Annotated in this window: 15 protein-coding genes; 4 read left to right on the forward strand and 11 right to left on the reverse strand. The window is 72.4% G+C overall.

Going from position 1 to position 16,648, the window contains the following annotated elements:
• Positions 1–7 precede the first annotated feature (7 nt).
• The 4 genes from mmsA (at position 8) to IH50_RS0110205 (ending at position 5,933) form a co-directional block, all read left to right on the forward strand.
• Positions 8–1,558, forward strand: coding sequence for a multiple monosaccharide ABC transporter ATP-binding protein (gene mmsA, locus IH50_RS0110190; RefSeq protein ID WP_030859584.1), 1,551 nt, complete (start codon positions 8–10; stop codon positions 1,556–1,558).
• Positions 1,555–2,802, forward strand: a complete 1,248-nt coding sequence (mmsB, locus tag IH50_RS0110195; RefSeq protein ID WP_030859586.1) for a multiple monosaccharide ABC transporter permease — start codon at positions 1,555–1,557, stop codon at positions 2,800–2,802. The genes mmsA and mmsB overlap by 4 nt, the downstream gene beginning before the upstream one ends.
• Positions 2,803–2,857: 55 nt before the next feature.
• Positions 2,858–4,015 (forward strand): aldose epimerase family protein, encoded by a 1,158-nt coding sequence (locus IH50_RS0110200; RefSeq protein WP_030859588.1) that lies wholly within the window; start codon positions 2,858–2,860, stop codon positions 4,013–4,015.
• Positions 4,016–4,172: 157 nt separating this feature from the next.
• A complete protein-coding gene (locus tag IH50_RS0110205) occupies positions 4,173–5,933 on the forward strand; it encodes a pyridoxal phosphate-dependent aminotransferase (RefSeq protein WP_030859591.1) in 1,761 nt (586 codons plus the stop codon).
• Positions 5,934–5,953: 20 nt separating this feature from the next.
• On the opposite strand, the gene IH50_RS0110210 is transcribed toward IH50_RS0110205, so the two are convergent.
• Genes IH50_RS0110210 through IH50_RS0110260 form a run of 11 tightly spaced genes read right to left on the reverse strand, consistent with a single transcriptional unit; the run spans position 5,954 to position 16,648 of the window.
• Positions 5,954–7,213: a lytic transglycosylase domain-containing protein gene (locus tag IH50_RS0110210; protein WP_030859592.1), complete on the reverse strand. Its 1,260-nt coding sequence runs from the start codon at positions 7,211–7,213 to the stop codon at positions 5,954–5,956.
• A gap of 49 nt (positions 7,214–7,262) precedes the next feature.
• Entirely contained in the window at positions 7,263–8,003 is a 741-nt protein-coding gene (locus IH50_RS0110215; protein WP_030859594.1) for a hypothetical protein, read from the reverse strand.
• 49 nt (positions 8,004–8,052) lie between these two features.
• On the reverse strand, positions 8,053–8,601 hold the full coding sequence (locus tag IH50_RS0110220; protein ID WP_030859596.1) for a nuclear transport factor 2 family protein: 549 nt from the start codon (positions 8,599–8,601) through the stop codon (positions 8,053–8,055).
• A gap of 26 nt (positions 8,602–8,627) precedes the next feature.
• A complete protein-coding gene (locus IH50_RS0110225) occupies positions 8,628–9,254 on the reverse strand; it encodes a membrane protein (RefSeq protein WP_030859598.1) in 627 nt (208 codons plus the stop codon).
• A complete protein-coding gene (locus IH50_RS0110230) occupies positions 9,251–9,766 on the reverse strand; it encodes a hypothetical protein (protein WP_030859600.1) in 516 nt (171 codons plus the stop codon). Before IH50_RS0110230 ends, IH50_RS0110225 begins: the two co-directional genes overlap by 4 nt.
• The gene (locus tag IH50_RS0110235; protein ID WP_030859603.1) at positions 9,763–11,037 is read right to left on the reverse strand and encodes an MCE family protein; all 1,275 of its coding nucleotides are present in this window, start codon (positions 11,035–11,037) and stop codon (positions 9,763–9,765) included. Before IH50_RS0110235 ends, IH50_RS0110230 begins: the two co-directional genes overlap by 4 nt.
• Complete coding sequence (locus IH50_RS0110240; protein ID WP_030859604.1) at positions 11,034–12,266, reverse strand: MCE family protein; 1,233 nt, start codon at positions 12,264–12,266, stop codon at positions 11,034–11,036. Before IH50_RS0110240 ends, IH50_RS0110235 begins: the two co-directional genes overlap by 4 nt.
• On the reverse strand, positions 12,263–13,285 hold the full coding sequence (locus IH50_RS0110245; RefSeq protein ID WP_030859606.1) for an MCE family protein: 1,023 nt from the start codon (positions 13,283–13,285) through the stop codon (positions 12,263–12,265). Before IH50_RS0110245 ends, IH50_RS0110240 begins: the two co-directional genes overlap by 4 nt.
• Complete coding sequence (locus IH50_RS0110250; protein ID WP_030859609.1) at positions 13,285–14,325, reverse strand: MCE family protein; 1,041 nt, start codon at positions 14,323–14,325, stop codon at positions 13,285–13,287. The genes IH50_RS0110245 and IH50_RS0110250 overlap by 1 nt, the downstream gene beginning before the upstream one ends.
• Positions 14,322–15,386 carry an MCE family protein gene (locus tag IH50_RS0110255; RefSeq protein ID WP_030859611.1) on the reverse strand — a complete coding sequence of 355 codons (1,065 nt, stop codon included), beginning with the start codon at positions 15,384–15,386 and terminating at the stop codon, positions 14,322–14,324. Before IH50_RS0110255 ends, IH50_RS0110250 begins: the two co-directional genes overlap by 4 nt.
• The gene (locus tag IH50_RS0110260) at positions 15,383–16,648 is read right to left on the reverse strand and encodes an MCE family protein (protein WP_030859613.1); all 1,266 of its coding nucleotides are present in this window, start codon (positions 16,646–16,648) and stop codon (positions 15,383–15,385) included. The genes IH50_RS0110255 and IH50_RS0110260 overlap by 4 nt, the downstream gene beginning before the upstream one ends.

Here is a 16,648-nt window from a genome sequence, read left to right on the forward strand (position 1 = left end):
CACGACCATGGCGGGACCCGTCCTGGAAATGCGCTCGATCGTCAAGACCTTTCCCGGCGTCAAGGCGCTGTCGGACGTCACCCTGACCGTCCGTCAGGGCGAGGTCCACGCCATCTGCGGCGAGAACGGCGCCGGCAAGTCGACCCTCATGAAGGTCCTCTCCGGCGTCCACCCGCACGGCAGCTACGAGGGGGACATCCTCTTCGAGGGAGAGCCCTGCGAGTTCAAGGACATCCGGGCCAGCGAGCAGCGCGGCATCGTCATCATCCACCAGGAACTGGCGCTGTCGCCGTTCCTCTCCCTCGCCGAGAACATCTTCCTCGGCAATGAGCACGCCACCCGCGGGTTCATCAACTGGAACGCCACCCTCAAGCACGCCACCGAACTGCTGCGCCGGGTCGGCCTGTCCGACCACCCGGACACCCGCGTCGCCGACATCGGCGTGGGCAAGCAGCAGCTCGTGGAGATCGCGAAGGCGCTCTCGAAGAAGGTGAAGCTGCTCATCCTGGATGAGCCGACCGCGGCCCTGAACGACGAGGACAGCGACAAACTCCTCGATCTGATCCTGGAGCTGAAGAAACAGGGCATCACCTCGATCATCATCTCCCACAAGCTCAACGAGATCCGCAAGGTCGCCGACTCGGTGACGATCCTGCGGGACGGGCGGACCATCGAGACGCTCGACGTGAAGGCCGCGGAGACCACCGAGGACCGGATCATCTCCGGCATGGTCGGCCGCGACCTGGAGCACCGCTTCCCGGAGCGCACCCCGCACCGGCCCGAGGAGGGCGCCGCCCCGGCCCTGGAGGTCCGCGGCTGGACCGTGTACCACCCGATCGACCAGCAGCGCAAGGTCGTCGACGACGTGTCCTTCGAGGTCCGGCGCGGTGAGATCGTCGGCATCGCCGGCCTGATGGGCGCGGGCCGTACCGAGCTCGCGATGAGCATCTTCGGCCGCACCTACGGCCGGTACGCCGCCGGCACGGTCCTCAAGGACGGCACGGAGATCCGTACGAAGACCGTCCCCGAGGCGGTGGCGCACGGCATCGCGTACGTCACCGAGGACCGCAAGCACTTCGGCCTGAACCTCATCGACACCATCAACCGCAACATCTCGCTCAGCGCCCTCGGCAAGGTCGCCCGGCGCGGTGTGGTGGACGAGCACGAGGAGCGGCAGGTCGCCGAGGGCTTCCGCACGTCGATGAACATCAAGGCCCCGACGGTGTTCGAACCGGTGGGCAAGCTGTCCGGCGGCAACCAGCAGAAGGTCGTCCTCAGCAAGTGGATCTTCGCCGGTCCCGATGTGCTGATCCTCGACGAGCCGACGCGCGGCATCGACGTCGGCGCCAAGTACGAGATCTACACGGTCATCGACAAGCTGGCCGCCGAGGGCAAGGCGGTCGTCTTCATCTCCTCCGAGCTGCCCGAACTGCTCGGCATGTGCGACCGCATCTACACGATGGCCGCGGGGCGGCTGACCGGTGAGTTCTCGCGGGCCGAGGCCTCCCAGGAATCGCTGATGCGTCAGATGACGAAGGACAAAGAGGTATCCCGATGAGCAGCACCGAAGTCACCGACAAGACGCCGGCGGCCGCGCCGCCGGGCAAGAACGGGGCGGGCAGCGGTGACGGCCTGCTCCAGCTGATGCTGGACGGCATGCGCCGCAACATGCGCCAGTACGGCATGCTGATCGCCCTGGGCCTGATCGTGGCGCTCTTCGCGGTGTGGACCGAAGGCGACCTGCTGCTGCCGCGCAACGTCTCCAACCTGGTGCTGCAGAACAGCTACATCCTGATCCTCGCGATCGGCATGATGCTGGTCATCATCGCGGGCCACATCGACCTGTCGGTCGGGTCGCTGACGGCGTTCGTCGGCTCGATGGCCGCCGTCTTCATGGTGAAGAACGACCTGCCGTGGCCGGTCGCGGTGATCCTCTGCCTGGCCGTGGGCGCGCTGGCCGGCGCGATACAGGGCTGGTTCATCGCCTACGGCGGCATACCGTCGTTCATCGTGACCCTCGCGGGCATGCTGACCTTCCGCGGTCTCACCGAGATCTTCCTGGAGGGCCAGACCCTCGGCCCGTTCCCCAAGGGCCTGCAGACGGTCGCCAACGGCTTCATGCCGGAGGTCGGCCCGGAGACCAACTACCACAACCTCACCCTGCTCCTCGGCATCGCACTGATCGCGCTCGTGGTCCTCCAGGAGGTCCGCGACCGCCGCCGCCAGAAGGAGTTCGACCTGGAGGTCCTCCCCTCCAAGCTGTTCCTGCTGAAGCTCGTCGCGCTCGGCGCCGCCATCCTCGTCGTGACGATGCTGCTGGCCAGCTACAAGGGCGCCCCGATCGTGCTGCTGATCCTCGGCGCGCTGCTCGTCGGCTTCGGCTACGTGATGCGCAACGCCGTCATCGGCCGCCACATCTACGCCATCGGCGGCAACCTGCCCGCGGCCAAGCTGTCCGGCGTGCGGGACAAGAAGGTCACCTTCCTGGTCTTCCTGAACATGGGCATGCTCGCGGCCCTGGCGGGTCTGGTCTTCGCCGCCCGCTTCAACGCGGCCTCTCCCAAGGCCGGCCTCAACTTCGAGCTGGAGGCCATCGCCGCCTCGTTCATCGGCGGCGCGTCGATGAGCGGCGGCGTCGGCACGGTCCTCGGCGCGATCATCGGCGGCCTGGTCCTGGGCGTGCTGAACAACGGTATGAACCTCGTCGGCATCGGCACCGACTGGCAGCAGGTCATCAAGGGCCTGGTGCTGCTGGCCGCGGTCGGCTTCGACGTGTGGAACAAGCGCAAGTCCGGTTCGTAAGTCAGCTCGGGCCCCGCCGGACGGCGGGGCCCCTTCCTTTTGGGGAGCCGCACGGATGGAACTGAACAGACGCACGGTCATCGCAGGAGCCGCGGCGGCCGGTGTCGCCGCCACCACCACCGCGTTCGGCGGCACGGCGCACGCCGCGCCGGGCAGGGGGAAGCCGGTGAAGTCGCTCTTCGGCACACTCGCGGACGGCACCAAGGTCCACCGCTGGTCGCTGGAGAACGGCGGCACCCGGATGAAGGTCCTCTCCTACGGCGGCATCGTCCAGTCCCTGGAGATCCCCGACCGCCGCGGTCGCTACACCAATGTCTCCCTCGGCTTCGACACCCTCGAGGAGTACGTCGCCTCCAGCCCTTACTTCGGCGCCCTGATCGGCCGCTACGGCAACCGCATCGACAAGGGCCGCTTCATCCTCGACGGCACCGCGTACCAGCTCTCCGTCAACGACGGCGAGAACAGCCTGCACGGCGGCGCCCAGGGCTTCGACAAGCGGGTCTGGGACGTCGAGCCGTTCACCCGGGGCTCCGACGTCGGCCTCCACCTGTACTACACCAGCGTCGACGGCGAGATGGGCTACCCGGGCACGCTGCGCACGAAGGTCACGTACACCCTCACCCGGGACGGCGACTGGCGCGTCGACTACGAGGCCACCACCGACAAGGCCACCGTCGTCAACCTCACCAGCCACGTCTACTGGAACCTCGCCGGCGAGGGCAGCGGCTCGATCCACGACCACGAGCTGTCCATCGCCGCCTCCCGCTACACGCCGGTGAACTCGGGGCTGATCCCCACGGGCGAACTGGCGCGGGTCGCGGCCACCCCCTTCGACTTCCGCCGGGCCAAGCCGATCGGCCGGGACATCCGCACCGCCCACCAGCAGGTGCTGTACGGACAGGGCTTCGACCACAACTGGGTGCTCGACAAGGGCATCACCAGCCGTCCCGAGCAGGTCGCGCTGCTGCGTGATCCGTCCTCCGGCCGCACGCTGCGGATCGCGACGAACGAGCCGGGGCTGCAGTTCTACTCCGGCAACTTCCTCGACGGCACCCTCGTCGGCACCGGCGGCCGGGTCTACCGGCAGGGCGACGGGCTGTGCCTGGAGACCCAGCACTTCCCGGACTCGCCGAACCAGCCGTCGTTCCCGTCGACCGTGCTGCGGCCCGGACAGACGTACCGGACGACGACGGTCCACTCGTTCGGGGCGTGAGCCCCGGCGGACCGCCACCGTCACATTTTCCTCACACGGACTGAACGGCGGCGCGTCCCGCTCCGTACTCCTGGGTGGCCCGTGCTCCCCCGCGCGGGCCACCCAGGCATGACGGGCCCGTCCCTCCCCAACGGGCCCGCCGTACACGGAGGTTCCCTTGGCCGACAGCGTCACCTCGTTGTTCCGCAGCACTGCGGCACACAGCCCGTCGATGGCGGCGCTGACACGGGAGAGCGACGGGGCCGGCCCGGTGGACTTCTGCATCCCCTGCAACCCGTACTTCCCCACCCCCGCCATGTTCGAGGACATGGCGGCCCGGCTGCGCGACATCATCACGTACTACCCGAGCAGCGCCGACACCATCACGGCCGAACTGTGCAGCCTGCTCCGACTGCCGCCGCAGTGCGTGGCGATGGGCAACGGATCGACCGAGCTGATCACCTGGATCGACCACCTCCTGGTCCGCGAGTCCCTCGCCGTCCCCGTCCCCACCTTCGGCCGCTGGACCGACCAGCCCATGGAGACCGGCAAACGGGTCGACATGTTCCCGCTCCAGGAGGCCGGCGGCTTCGCCCTGGACCTCGCGCAGTACGCCGAGTTCATCCGGGCGCGCGGCACCCGGGTCGCCGTCATCTGCAACCCCAACAACCCCGACGGCGGCTTCCTGCACAAGCACGCGGTCGTGCAGTTCATGGACGCCATGGCCGACCTGGACCTGGTGGTGATCGACGAGTCGTTCCTGGAGTTCGCCGACGCGGAGAACGAACCGAGCGTGGTGCAGGAGGCGATGCTGCGCCCCAACGTCATCGTGCTGCGCAGCCTCGGCAAGAACTTCGGCCTGCACGGCATCCGCTTCGGTTACCTGGTCGCCAATCCGGCCCTGGCGGGGCGGGTGAGGTCCATGCTCCCCAAGTGGAACCTCAACTCCTTCGCCGAGCACGTGGTGTTCATGCTGAAGGAGCACGGCGCCGAGTACGCCCAGAGCCTGCACCAGGTCCGCCGTGACCGGATGGACATGTCCGGGCAGCTCTCCTCGCTGCCCGGACTGACGGTCTACCCGTCCCAGGGCAACTTCCTCTTCGTGCGCCTCCCCGTGGGCGCCGAGGGCACCGTGGTCCGGGACCGGATGCTCACCGAGCACCGGATCCTGGTCCGCGAGTGCGGCAACAAGATCGGCTCGTCCAGCCGCTTCCTGCGTCTCGTGGTACGCCCCCAGGTGGACGTGCGCCGCCTGGTGACCGGCCTGGAACAGGTGCTCTACGGGACGTCCAGGAGGGGGGCCGCCGCGCCCGAGCAGGCCACGGGGACCGGTTACAGCTCGGGCACGGCGGCCGTGGACCGGCTGGTGAGCCGGACCAACGGGGCCGGCCTGCGGGGGCTCGCCGCTCAGACCGCCGGTGCCGGTGTTCCGGGGCTCGCCGCCGCTCCGTCCGCCGGCACCGGCATGCCGCTCCCCGCCGCCGCGTCCGCCCCCGCGGCGGACGCGGGCGGCGGGATGCCGGTGCCGGCCGCGGCCTCGGTGGTGACGGGGATGCCGGGGATGCCCCAGCCGGTCCCGCAGCAGGTCCCCGCGCCGGTTCCGCAGCCCGTGCCGCAGCAGGCTCCCGCGCCGGTCCCGCAGCAGGTCCCCGCGCCGGTCCCGCAGCAGGTCCCCGCGCCCGTGCCGATGCCGGCGCCCGCCCAGCCGCTCGCGCCCGTGGCACAGGCGCCGATGCCCGCCGCGGCGTTCCCGGCACCGGCCCAGGTGCCTCCGCCGGTGCCGCCGCCCGCCGGTCCCACCCCGCCCGGCGTCCCCGCCCGCGGTGGCCTGACGGCCGCCCAGGTCAGGGGCACCGACGGCCTCTCCATGGCCCCCGCGACGGGCTGGCAGGGGCCGCAGAGCTGGCCGAACCCGGCGGGGATGGACCAGGTGGGCTGAGCCCGGCGGACCGGGCGGGCTCACGCGGAGGACGTGGCCGGGGCGGTCGGGCAGGGCGAAGGGGCCGGGGAGCCGCTCGGGCCGGAAGACGGGGTCGCGGACTCGGGGACGCAGTCGTCCGGTTCGGTGGGCGAGGGGCTCGGTCCGGTCGGGTCCGGCGAGGGCGACGGGGTCCCGGTGGGGGACTCGCCGGGCGGCTGCGAGGGGTCCGGGAGCGTCGGAGACGCCGTCGGGGAGGAGGGCTCCGGGGACGGGGAGCCCGGATTCGGGATGGACGACGGTGAGGGGGCGGAGGGGGACGGCTCGGGGCTGCCCGGCGTACTCGGGTCCGGGCCGATGACGATGCCGCCGCCCCCGTCCCCGTCCCCCTTGCCGCCGCCGCTCCCGCCGTCGACGGGTCCGGTCGCCGGGGTCCCGCCGCCCGCGCCGGGACTCCTCGGGACGACGCCCTCGCCGTCGGGGACGGTGTGCACCCCCCGGCCGTAGAACTCCAGCCAGTACCTGACCAGCCTCAGGTAAGCGGACGAGTGGTTGTAGCTGAGGATCGCCCGGTCCAGGTCCGCCGCCCGGCCCAGATCCCGGTCGCCGGCGCACAGGTAGTGGCCGGCCGCCAGGGCCGCGTCGAAGACGTTGTCCGGGTCGGCGCGGCCGTCACCGTTGCCGTCCGCGCCCCAGCGGGCCCAGGTGGACGGCAGGAACTGCATCGGCCCCACCGCGCGGTCGTAGACCGTGTCACCGTCGTGGGCGCCCCCGTCCGTGTCCCGGATCAGGGCGAAACCCCGGCCGTCGAGCGGCGGTCCGGTGATGCGGCCCAGCGTCGTGCCGTTCCGGTCGACCGCGCCGCCGCGCGCCTGACCGGACTCGACCCTGCCGATCGCCGCGAGCAGCTCCCAGGGCAGCCGGCAGCCGGGGTCCGTGGCGCGCACGGAGGCCTCGGCGGCACGGTAGGCGCGCAGCACGGTGGCCGGGATGCCCGACTGGGAACGGAGGTCCCGCGCCAGCGCCGGGGGCACCGACGCGGCCCGAGCCGCCTCCGCGGTGTCCAGGGGCGGGAGTTCGGTGTGGTAGGAGCCGTCGTCCGGGGAGGCGGGTGCGGTGTACGGGTCGTCCGCCGCCGGTAAGAGGACGTCGTCGGCGGCGTGGTCGTCCTTCGCGTCCCCGGTGAGGCCGGGCGCCTGGGAGGCGGTGAGGGCCGCCATGGCGGCCACGGCGACGGCGGTCGCCCGCAGTCCTCTGCGGGTCCGGCCGCCGTAGGGGCGTCGGGCGCGGCGTACGGGCATGGCTGTCGCTCCTGTCGGATCCGTCGGAGTGGGGGCGGTCCTGCGGGCCTCAGCGGCCGAAGGTGTCGATGCCGGCGACGAGCCAGCGTCCGTCACGGCGCACGACGTCGACGGCGAGCACGGCCCCGGCGTACACGCCCTCGTCCTGCTCGCCCTCGGCCTTCTTCGTGGTTCCGGCGGTGCTGACGCTGCTCTGGTCGGCGTAGACGAGGACCCGCGCGCGGTCGCCGTCGATCCGTTCGACCGCGCTGTCGGTGACCGTCGTGGTGATCACCGCCTTCTGGGCGTCGGCCCGCTCGCGGACGTCGGCGAGCAGGGCGGCGTGCTGGTCGGCGGCCTTTCCCGTGAGGAGGTCCGCCGCGGCCTTCTCCAGGGCGCCGGGGTCGGTGTGGTCGTAGGAGAAGAGCGCGTCGACGGCCTTGGCGGTCTGTCCCTTGATCTCGCCGGTGCGGGCCAGGTCGGTCAGGGCGGTGTTGTGCCGCGCGGGGTCGTCCCGCAGCGCCTCGGCCCTGGCGTGCGCCCACCCGGCGAAGCCGCCGAGGACCAGGGTCAGCGCACAGAGCACGAGGAGCCCGACGGGCCGGCGCGCCCGTACGCGAGCGCTCTCCTCACCGCCGGCCGCGTCCGGTTCCGTCGCGCCCCCGGGGGCCGGCGGCACCGCCGGGCCGGCGGTACGACGCCGGCTTCCCGCACGCTGTGAGGCTCCGGCGCCCGGTACTGTCCCGGCGGGGCGGGTCTCGCGGGCCTGGCGGCGGCGCTGGCGGTTGATGTGGTGGCGGGTCGTCGACATGGTGCGGTGTCCTCCTCGGTGCGGCCGGCTGTCGCGGTACGGGACCGGGTCAGCCGGCCGGTGCGCCGCCCACGGGTGCCTGGCCCAGGGCGCTCAGCTTCCACCGGCCGTCGGTCCGGGTGAGTTCGCCGAGCATGCGGCTGTCCTTGTCGGTCCTCGCGCCGTCGGACGCCTTGACGGTGACGCGCAGGGCGATCAGCACCCGGGCGCGGCCGGCCCGGTCGTCGAGTTCGGTGACGGCGCCCGACAGCACCCGGGCCGTGGTGACCGTCTTCGCCGCCTTCACCTGCTCGGCGAACTCGGCGCGTCCGGAGGTGAGTTGTTCACGCAGTTCACCGGTGGTCGACGACTCCCAGAGGTCGAGGCCCCGGTCCACGTCGCGGTGGTCGAGCGTGTTGAGGTTCTGCACGGCCTGCTCCCCGGCGGCGAGCGCCTCGTCCCGTTGCCCGGCGTACGCGGCCCGGTCGTCGTGGGCCGCGCGGTACCAGTCCTGGCCGGCCCACGCGGCGAAGCCGCCCGCGACGAGGGTGAGGGCGAGGAGCAGGGCCGGCAGCGGCCGGGAGCGGGTGCCGGCGAGGGCGCGGACCGCGCGTTTCATGGGGTGCTCCAGTCTCCCGCGCATGGTCAGCGGGCCTTGATGTCGACGATCCGCCACCGGTCGCCTTCGAGGCGTGCGGTGACGGTGAGCTGGGCCGCCGCGGTGGTGGCCCCGGCCTTGTCGCCGTCCTTGTGGGAGGTCTGGTCGAGGAAGACCAGCAGGCGGGCCTCGTCGCCGTCGAGTTCGGCCACTCCGGTGCGGACGGCGCGGGTGCTCAGGGTGACGCGCTGTTCGGTGAGGTCGTCGCGGACCCGCGCGAAGAGGGTCGCGTACTGGCGGGCGGCGCGGCCGTCGAGGACGATGCGCGCGGAGCGTTCGGCGGCCGCGGTGCCGTCCGGTGTGGAGGAGAAGATCCGGGCGAGGGCGTTGCCGACATCGCCGGCGACGCGGGTGGTGGCCCCGGGGTCGGTGAGCGCGTGGTTCCGGGCGGACGCGGCCGACCTCAACTGGTGGGCGCCGTAAAAGAAGGCGCAGCCGCCGAGGACGAGCACCAGGGCGGTTGCGACGAGGACGGCCCGCCGCAGCCGCCCGCCCGCCTTCCCGGCGGGCGCGTCCGCGTCCCCGCGCTCCTTCTCGCCGGCCCCGGGCGCGGAGTCCGTCTCCGCGCCGGGGTCCGGCGTACCGCCCCTGCGCAGCAGTCGCGTCAGCGTCATCGGTCGCCGCCCTCCTTCTCGCCCTCGACCGGTACCGCGCTCAGCGCCCTCACCTTCCACTCCCCCTCGCCCGTGCGGGCCAGGACCGCCTCCAGGCGTTTGCGGTCGGTGGCCGGCCGCTTCGTTCCGGCGGGCGTGACCTCGACGCGGACGGTGGCGATGAGCTTGGCCGTGCCGGACCGCGTGTCGAGCGCGGTGACGGCGGCCTCGGTGACCGTGCCGCGCGCCGAGGCGCCCGCCTCGGCACCGGTACGGCCCAGTTCCTCGCGCAGCGGCCCGGTGGAGGCGGCGCGCCAGGCCCGGACACTCCGCTCCGCCCGCTGCCGGGTGGAGGCGTCGAGCGTGGTGAGCGCCGCGATGCCCGCCCGTCCGTCGGCGAGCGCCTCGTCCCGCTCCCTGCCGTACGCGAGCGAGTCGTCGGTGCGGGCCTGCGCGTACGTCCACGCGCCGGTACCGCAGAAGCCGAGGGCCAGCACGAGCCCCGCTCCGGTGAGGATCCGGGCCCCCCTCATCGCGTACCGCCGGTGGGGAGGAGGCCGGACAGGTCGTCCGGTGCCTCGCCGCTCCGTCCGGGCAGGGCGAGGGCGCCGGGGAGCGCAGCGGTCCCCTCCTTCGCCGGTGTCCCGCCGCTGCCCGAGGGCAGCGAGCCGGGTCTGGCCGGTTCGGGCACCGCGCCGCCCTTCGGGGCGTTCGCCGAACCGCGTACGTTCGATCCGCCGGCGGCCGGGGCGGTGCAGGCCGCGCCGGTGTTGAGGGCGGGCGCGGTGCCGAGGTCGAGGCCGTTGCGGTAGCGGGTGGCGCCGTATCCGTCGGTGCAGGGCAGGGGGGCGAAGAAGGTGACGGCCATGCCGAGGTTCAGCTTCCCTCCGTCGACGGCGGTGGCGCCGGCGGCGACGGCCGCCGGGTACTGCACGAGGAGTTCCTCGATGCCGCGCTGCCGGGTGACGGCGACCTCGGAGGTGGTGAGGAGGTTGGCGAGGACGACGCCGAGGCTGGGGTCGAGGTCCCGCAGCAGGCCGCTGACCTGGGTGGCCGCCGCGGGGGTGACCGTGAGGAGGCGGCGCAGGTCGGCGTCGGAGCCCTTGAGGGCACGGGCCAGTTCCTCCGCCCCGCCGGCGAAGTCGCGGATGGCCTCCGCCTCCTGAGCCTGGGTGCGCAGGACCGTCTCGCCGTCGGTGATGAGCAGGCTGGTGGACGGCCACGCGCGGTCGGCGGCCTCGACGAAGTCGCCGCCGCTGTCGAGCAGTGCCTGGAGGTCGTCGCCGTGCCCTTCGAAGGCCTGGCCGAACTCGTCGACGACCGTGCGCAGGTCGTCCAGCGGGACGGACTTCACGAGGTCGTCGACGCTGGCGAGGACGTCGGTGACGGGTGCGGGCACCCGGGTGTCGGCCTGTTCGATGCGGGTGCCGTCGGTGAGGTAGGGGGAGCCGTCGCTCTCGGGCCGCAGGTCGATGTACTGCTCGCCCACGGCGGAGAGTCCGGCGACCACGGCCTTGGTGTCGGCGGGGATGCGGGGGGCGGACTTCTTGATGCGGAGTTCGGCGACGACCCCCTCGTCGGTGAGGCCGATCGGGCCGACGCGGCCCACCGAGACGCCCCGGTAGGTGACGTCGGAGTGGGTGAACAGGCCGCCGGTGTGCGGGAGTCGCACGTCCACCGTGTAGTAGTCGGCGACGCCCACGTACCGGCCGAGGTCGGCGTAGCGGATGCCGAGGAACGAGAGGGCGAGGACGGCGACGACGAGGAAGGCGAGGTTCTTCAGCCGTACGGCGGGGGTGATCATCTGTTCCCACCTCCGGGCCCGGACACGGAGGGCAGCGGCAGCGGCGAAGAGCTCCCCGGCGGCGACGCGGGCGACGACGGCGGCCCGGAGGACGAACCGGAGGACCGCTTCTCCCCCGCCGCGCCCGCCCCGCCGCCCACCGTGAAGGTGGGGGAGGGGGAGGGCGAGGACGGGTCCTCGATCGGCGGGATCACCTGGGTCCCGGGCACGGCGGTCATGGTCAGGTAGGCGTTGAGGTAGTCGCCCTTCACGCCGCGCAGCACCTCGTCGGTGAACGGGTACGTCACCAGTACCTGGAGCGAGTCGGGCAGGTCCGTGCCCGCGTCGGCGAGCGCCTTCAGCGTCGGCGCGAGGGCCTTGAGGTCGGCGATCATGTCGTCCTTGCTCGCGTTGACGGTGGAGACGGCGACGCCGGAGAGGGTGTCGAGGGAGCGCAGCATGGTCAGCAGGGAGCCGCGCTGTTTCTCCAGCGTCTTCAGTCCGGGCGAGAGCTCGGTGAGGACGGTGCCGACGTCGTCCTTGCGGGTGGCGAGGGTGGAGGAGAGCCGGTTGACGGCGTCGAGGGCGTCGGTGATGTCCCCGCGGTGGTCGTCGAGGTCGCCCACCAGGGTGTCGACCCGCTTGAGCAGGGAGCGGACCTGGGGTTCGCGGCCGCCGAGGGCCGCGTTGAGTTCCCGGGTGATGGTCTTGAGCTGGTTGACGCCGCCGCCGTTGAGGAGCAGGGACAGCGCGCCGAACACCTCCTCGACCTCGGTGGTGCGGCTGGTGCGGGCCAGGGGGATGACGCTGCCGTCCGTCAGCCGGCCGGCTCCGGTCTCCTCGGCGGGTGCGACGAGCTGGATGTACTTCTCGCCCAGCAGGCTGGACTGTTCGAGCCGTGCGGTGGCGTCGGCGGGCAGCCGCACATCGCCGTTGATCTCCATGGTGACGCGGGCCGACCAGTCGTCGCGGCCGAGTTCGATGCCGGTGATCCGGCCGACGGCGACGTCGTCGACCTTCACCGCGGCGTGCGGGACCAGGCTGAGCACGTCGTGGAGTTCCGCGGTGACGGTGTAGGGGTGGTCGCCGAGGTCGGCGCCGCCGGGCAGCGGCAGGTCCTCGATGCCGTCGAAGCGCGGTGGTCCGACGGCGGCCGCGCCGAGGGCGAGGGTGAAGCCGAGGCCGAGGGCGATCAGTCCGCCCGCGGTGAGGCCGGCCACCCGGCCGGTGGTGAACGCTCCGCGTCTCATCGGCCGTCCCCCTTCCGCCCGTCGGCGGCACCGGCCACGGGCAGCGGCAGCAGCGGGCCGCCCATGCTGATCTCGTTGAGGTCGGCGCGGCCGTCGAGGGTGCGGGTGTCGGGGTTGTAGGCGTTCACGACGTTCCCGGCGGCCAGCGGTGCCACGTCCAGTGCCTCGGCCAGCGAGGCGCGTTGCTCGACCAGGGTGCGGGTGAGGGGGACGAGCCGGTCGACGTTCTCCTTCAGTTCGCCCCGGTGGTCCTCGATGAAGGTCTTGACCTGGCCGAGGGCCTTGCCGAGTTCCTCCAGCGCGCCGGTGAGGTCGTCCTTGTTGTCGGCGAAGAAGCCGACGACCTCGTCCAGGCGTTCCTGTGCGGTGCGTACGTCGGTGTCCTTGTCCTTCAGCATGGTGGTGAAGGTCTGGAGGCTGCTCAGCGTGGCGAACAGGTCGCCGCTGCCGCCGTCGAGGGTCCTGGCCGCCTTGCCGAACTCCTCGACGCTCTCGCCGATGGCCTCGCCGTTGCCGTCGAGGTTGTCGGCGCCGGTCCTCAGCAAGTCGGACAGAGCGCCGTCGGCGTTGGCGCCGTCCGGGCCGAGGGCCTCGCCGAGTTCGGTGACCGACTCGTAGATCTGGTCGATCTCGACGGGGAGGCGGTTGCGTGAGGCGGGCAGTACGGCGCCGTCGGCGAGGGCGGGGCCCGTGCTGTGGGCGGGGGTGAGCTGCACATAGCGGTCGGCGACGACGCTCGGCGCGACGACGACGGCCCGCGCGCCCTCGGGGACCTTGATCCCCTCGTCCAGGCGGAGGCCGACGCGGACCGTGGTGCCCTCGGGCCGCACCGACTCCACCTCGCCGACCCGTACGCCGAGGACGCGCAGGTCGGACCCGGCGTAGACGCCGGTGGCGCGGTCGAACCAGGCGGTGATGCGGGTGCCGTCGGCTTCGAGGGCCCGGGTGGCGGTCAGGCCGCCGGCGGCGAGCACCGCGAGGGCGAGGACCCCGGTGAGGATCTTTCGGCGTCGGGTCATCACGCACCGCTCCCCTGGGCCGCCGCCGGCTGTTTCGGCGGCAGGCATCCGGTCCCGGGCTGGGAGGTCTCGGGCAGGTAGGCGCGGGGCACGACACCGCACAGGTAGCTGTCGAACCAGCGGCCGTTGCCGAGGGTGTTGCCGACCAGGCGGTAGTACGGGCCGACCAGTGCGAGGGTCTTGCCGAGCTGGGTGTTGTTCTCCTCCAGGACACCGGTGACGCGGCTGAGGGCCTTGAGGGTGGGGCCGAGCTGTTTCTCGTTGTCCTCGACGAGGCCGCCGAGTTCGGTGCCGAGGTCCTTGCTGCCCTTGAGCAGGGCCTTGATGGCGGCGCGGCGGTCTTTCAGTTCGCCGAGCAGGGAGCCGCCGTCCTCGATGAGGGTCTCGAAGCTGGACTTCCTGTTCTCCAGCGTTTTGGTGAACCTGGCGCTGCCCTTGAGGAGTTCGGAGAGTTCCGCGTCGCGCTCGGAGACGGACCGCGACAGGTCGGACAGGCCGGTGGCGGCCTTGCGTACGTGGGGCGGGGAGTTCTCGAAGGTGTCGGAGAGGGTCTCGAAGCTCTCCGCGAGGCGCCGGGTGTCGAGGTCGTCGACGGTGCCGCTGAGGTCCTGGAACGCCTGGGTCACGTCGTAGGGGGAGGTGGTGCGGGTCAGCGGGATGCGGCTGCCGGGGTCCTGCGGGCCGGAGCCGAGCGGGTCGAGCGCCAGGTACTTGTCGCCGAGGACGGTCCTGATGGCGATGGCGGCGGTCGTGCGGTCGCCGATCCAGGCGTCCTCGACCTCGAAGGTGACCTTCACCTTGGCCCCGTCGAGCGCGACGCCGGTGACCCGGCCGGCCGTGACGCCCGCGATGCGCACCTCGTCGCCCTCGTCCAGGCCCGCGGCCTCGGAGAAGTCGGCGCTGTAGGTGGTGCCGCCGCCGAACGGAAGCCGGTCCATGTGGTAGACGAGGAGGGCGACCAGGGTGAGGACGAGCAGCCCGACGACGCCGACGGCGACGGGGTCGCGTTCCTTCACGGGTCTGATGTACGGGCGTCTCATCCGCGGCACCTCGATTCGGTGATCGCGATGCCGGTCGGCGGTTCGGAGCCGTCGGAGGTGGTCACTCCGCTCACGCGCGCCTCGCAGAGGTAGAGGTTGAACCACGATCCGTAGGAGGACAGGCGGGCCAGGGCGGTCATCTTGGCGGGGGTCTTCTGAAGGAAGTCCTCGATCTGCGGGGTGTGTTCGCCGAGGTTGTCCGAGAGCCGGCCCAGTTCGCGGATGTCCTGTTTGAGGGGTGCGCGTCCGTCGTCGAGGAGGCCGGCGGTGACGGTGGTGAGCTCGCTCATGGCGGTGACGGCCTTGCCGAGCGGTTCGCGGTCCTCGTCGAAGCCGCTGACGAGTTCCTGGAGGGTGACGACGAGGTCGTCGAAGCCGTCCTCGCGGTCGTTGAGGGTGTCCAGGACGGTGGTGAGGTTCCCGACGACCTGGCCGATCACCTCGTCCTTGGCGGCGACGGTCGTACTGAGCGAGCCGATGTGGCGGATCAGGCCGTCGACGGTGTCGCCCTCGCCCTGGAGCACCCGCACGATCGATCCGGCGAGTTCGTTGACGTCCTTCGGGGAGAGCCCTTCGAACAGCGGTTTGAAGCCGTTGAAGAGCAGGGTCAGGTCGAGGGCGGGCGTGGTGCGCTCCAGCGGGACGGTGCCGCCCTCCTCCAGGGTGCCGGTGAGGTCGCCGCTGCCGCGGCCGAGGGAGACGTAGCGCCGGCCGACCATGTCGAGGTACTTCACGGCGGCGGTGGTCGACCGGGGCAGCCTGCGGTCGTCGCGGACGGTGAAGGTGACCTGCGCGGTGCGCCGTTCCACCACGCGTATGTCGGTGACCTCGCCGACCTCCACCCCGGAGATCCGCACGCTGTCGCCGTCGGCGAGTCCGGTGACGTCGGTGAACAGGGCCTTGTAGGTGGTGGCGCCGGTGCCGGAGCCGACTCCGGTGCCGGCGACGCCGACGCCGAGCACGGTCGTGGCGAGGGCGGTGACCACCACGAAGGCGAGGGACTTGAGCAGCGGCCCGGTCAGCGGGCGGCGCCGGGTGTGCGTGTCGTGGGCGGTGGTCATCCGAGGGTCACCTCCGTACCGCGGTAGACGGGGCCGGCGAGCAGGCTGCTCCAGTCGGGCAGGCCGGCGGGGCTCTCGCCGGCGGCGGGGGCGAGGAGTTCGTTGAGGAGGTCGTTCTCCGCCGGGGAGTTGGCGGGTCCGAGGTCCTGTTCGGCGGCGGGGACGGCGGCCCGCGCGGTGGGCCGGGGCAGCGAGCCGAGGTAGGGCACGGAGGGGCAGCGGGGGCCGCCGCCGGAGTCGTACACCGGGGTGTCGCGGCCGGGGCGGTAGGCGCCGCGGGAGGCGACGGTGGTGACGTCGACGTGGATGCCGGGCCGGCCGGTGCCCTTGCCGAGCGCCTTGTCCATGGCGGGGACGAACTCGGCGAGGGTGCGCAGGGTGCAGGGGAAGGCGGAGGAGTACGCGGCGAGCAGTTCCAGGGTGGGCCGGCTCGTGGCGCCGAGCCGGATGATGTTGTTCTTGTTCTCGCGCAGGAAGGCCGTCACGTCCTCGGCCGTGCGGGTGGTGGTGCCGAGGGTGGCGGCGAGGTCGGCCTCCTGCTCGGCGAGGGTGCCGCTGGTGGTGGTGAAGTCGGTGAGCGCCGTGATGACGTCGGGCGCGGCGTCCGCGTAGACATGGCTGACCTTCACGAGTTCCCTGAGGTCGCGGTTGAGGGCGGGCAGGTGGGGGTTGAACTCCTTCAGGTGCTCGTCCAGCAGGCTCAGCGTGTCGCCGAGCTGGTCCCCGCGGCCCTCCAGGGCCTGGGAGACGGCGGACAGGGTGGCGGAGAGCTTCTGCGGCTGGACGGCGGTGAGCATCGGCAGGACGTCGTCGAGGACCTGCTGGAGCTCGATGGCGTTCGCGGAGCGGTCCTGGGGGACGACGGCTCCGGCGGCCAGGGGTTCGGGCGAGGGGTTCGCGGGCGGTACGAGGGCCACGAACCGTTCGCCGAACAGGGTGGTCGGCAGCATCTGCGCGCGGACGTCGGACGGTACGTCGTCCAGCGTGCCGGGTTTCAGAGCGAGGGTGAGCCGGGCTCCGTCGCCGGTGGCGTCGATGGAGCGGACCTCGCCGACGACGACGCCGCGCAGTTTCACCTCGGCGCCCGGGCGCATCTGGTTGCCGGCGCTGCCGGTCTCGACGACCACCGGGGCGGAGTCGGTGAACTCCTTGTCGTAGACGGCGACGGCCAGCCAGATCAGCAGGGCGGGCACCAGGACGAACACCACTCCGGCCAGCCGGCGGCGCAGCGTCTCCCCTCGTGCTCCCCGGGGTCCGCTCAT

It is taken from the genome of Streptomyces sp. NRRL S-37 (genome assembly GCF_000721605.1).
Lineage (GTDB): Bacteria > Actinomycetota > Actinomycetes > Streptomycetales > Streptomycetaceae > Streptomyces.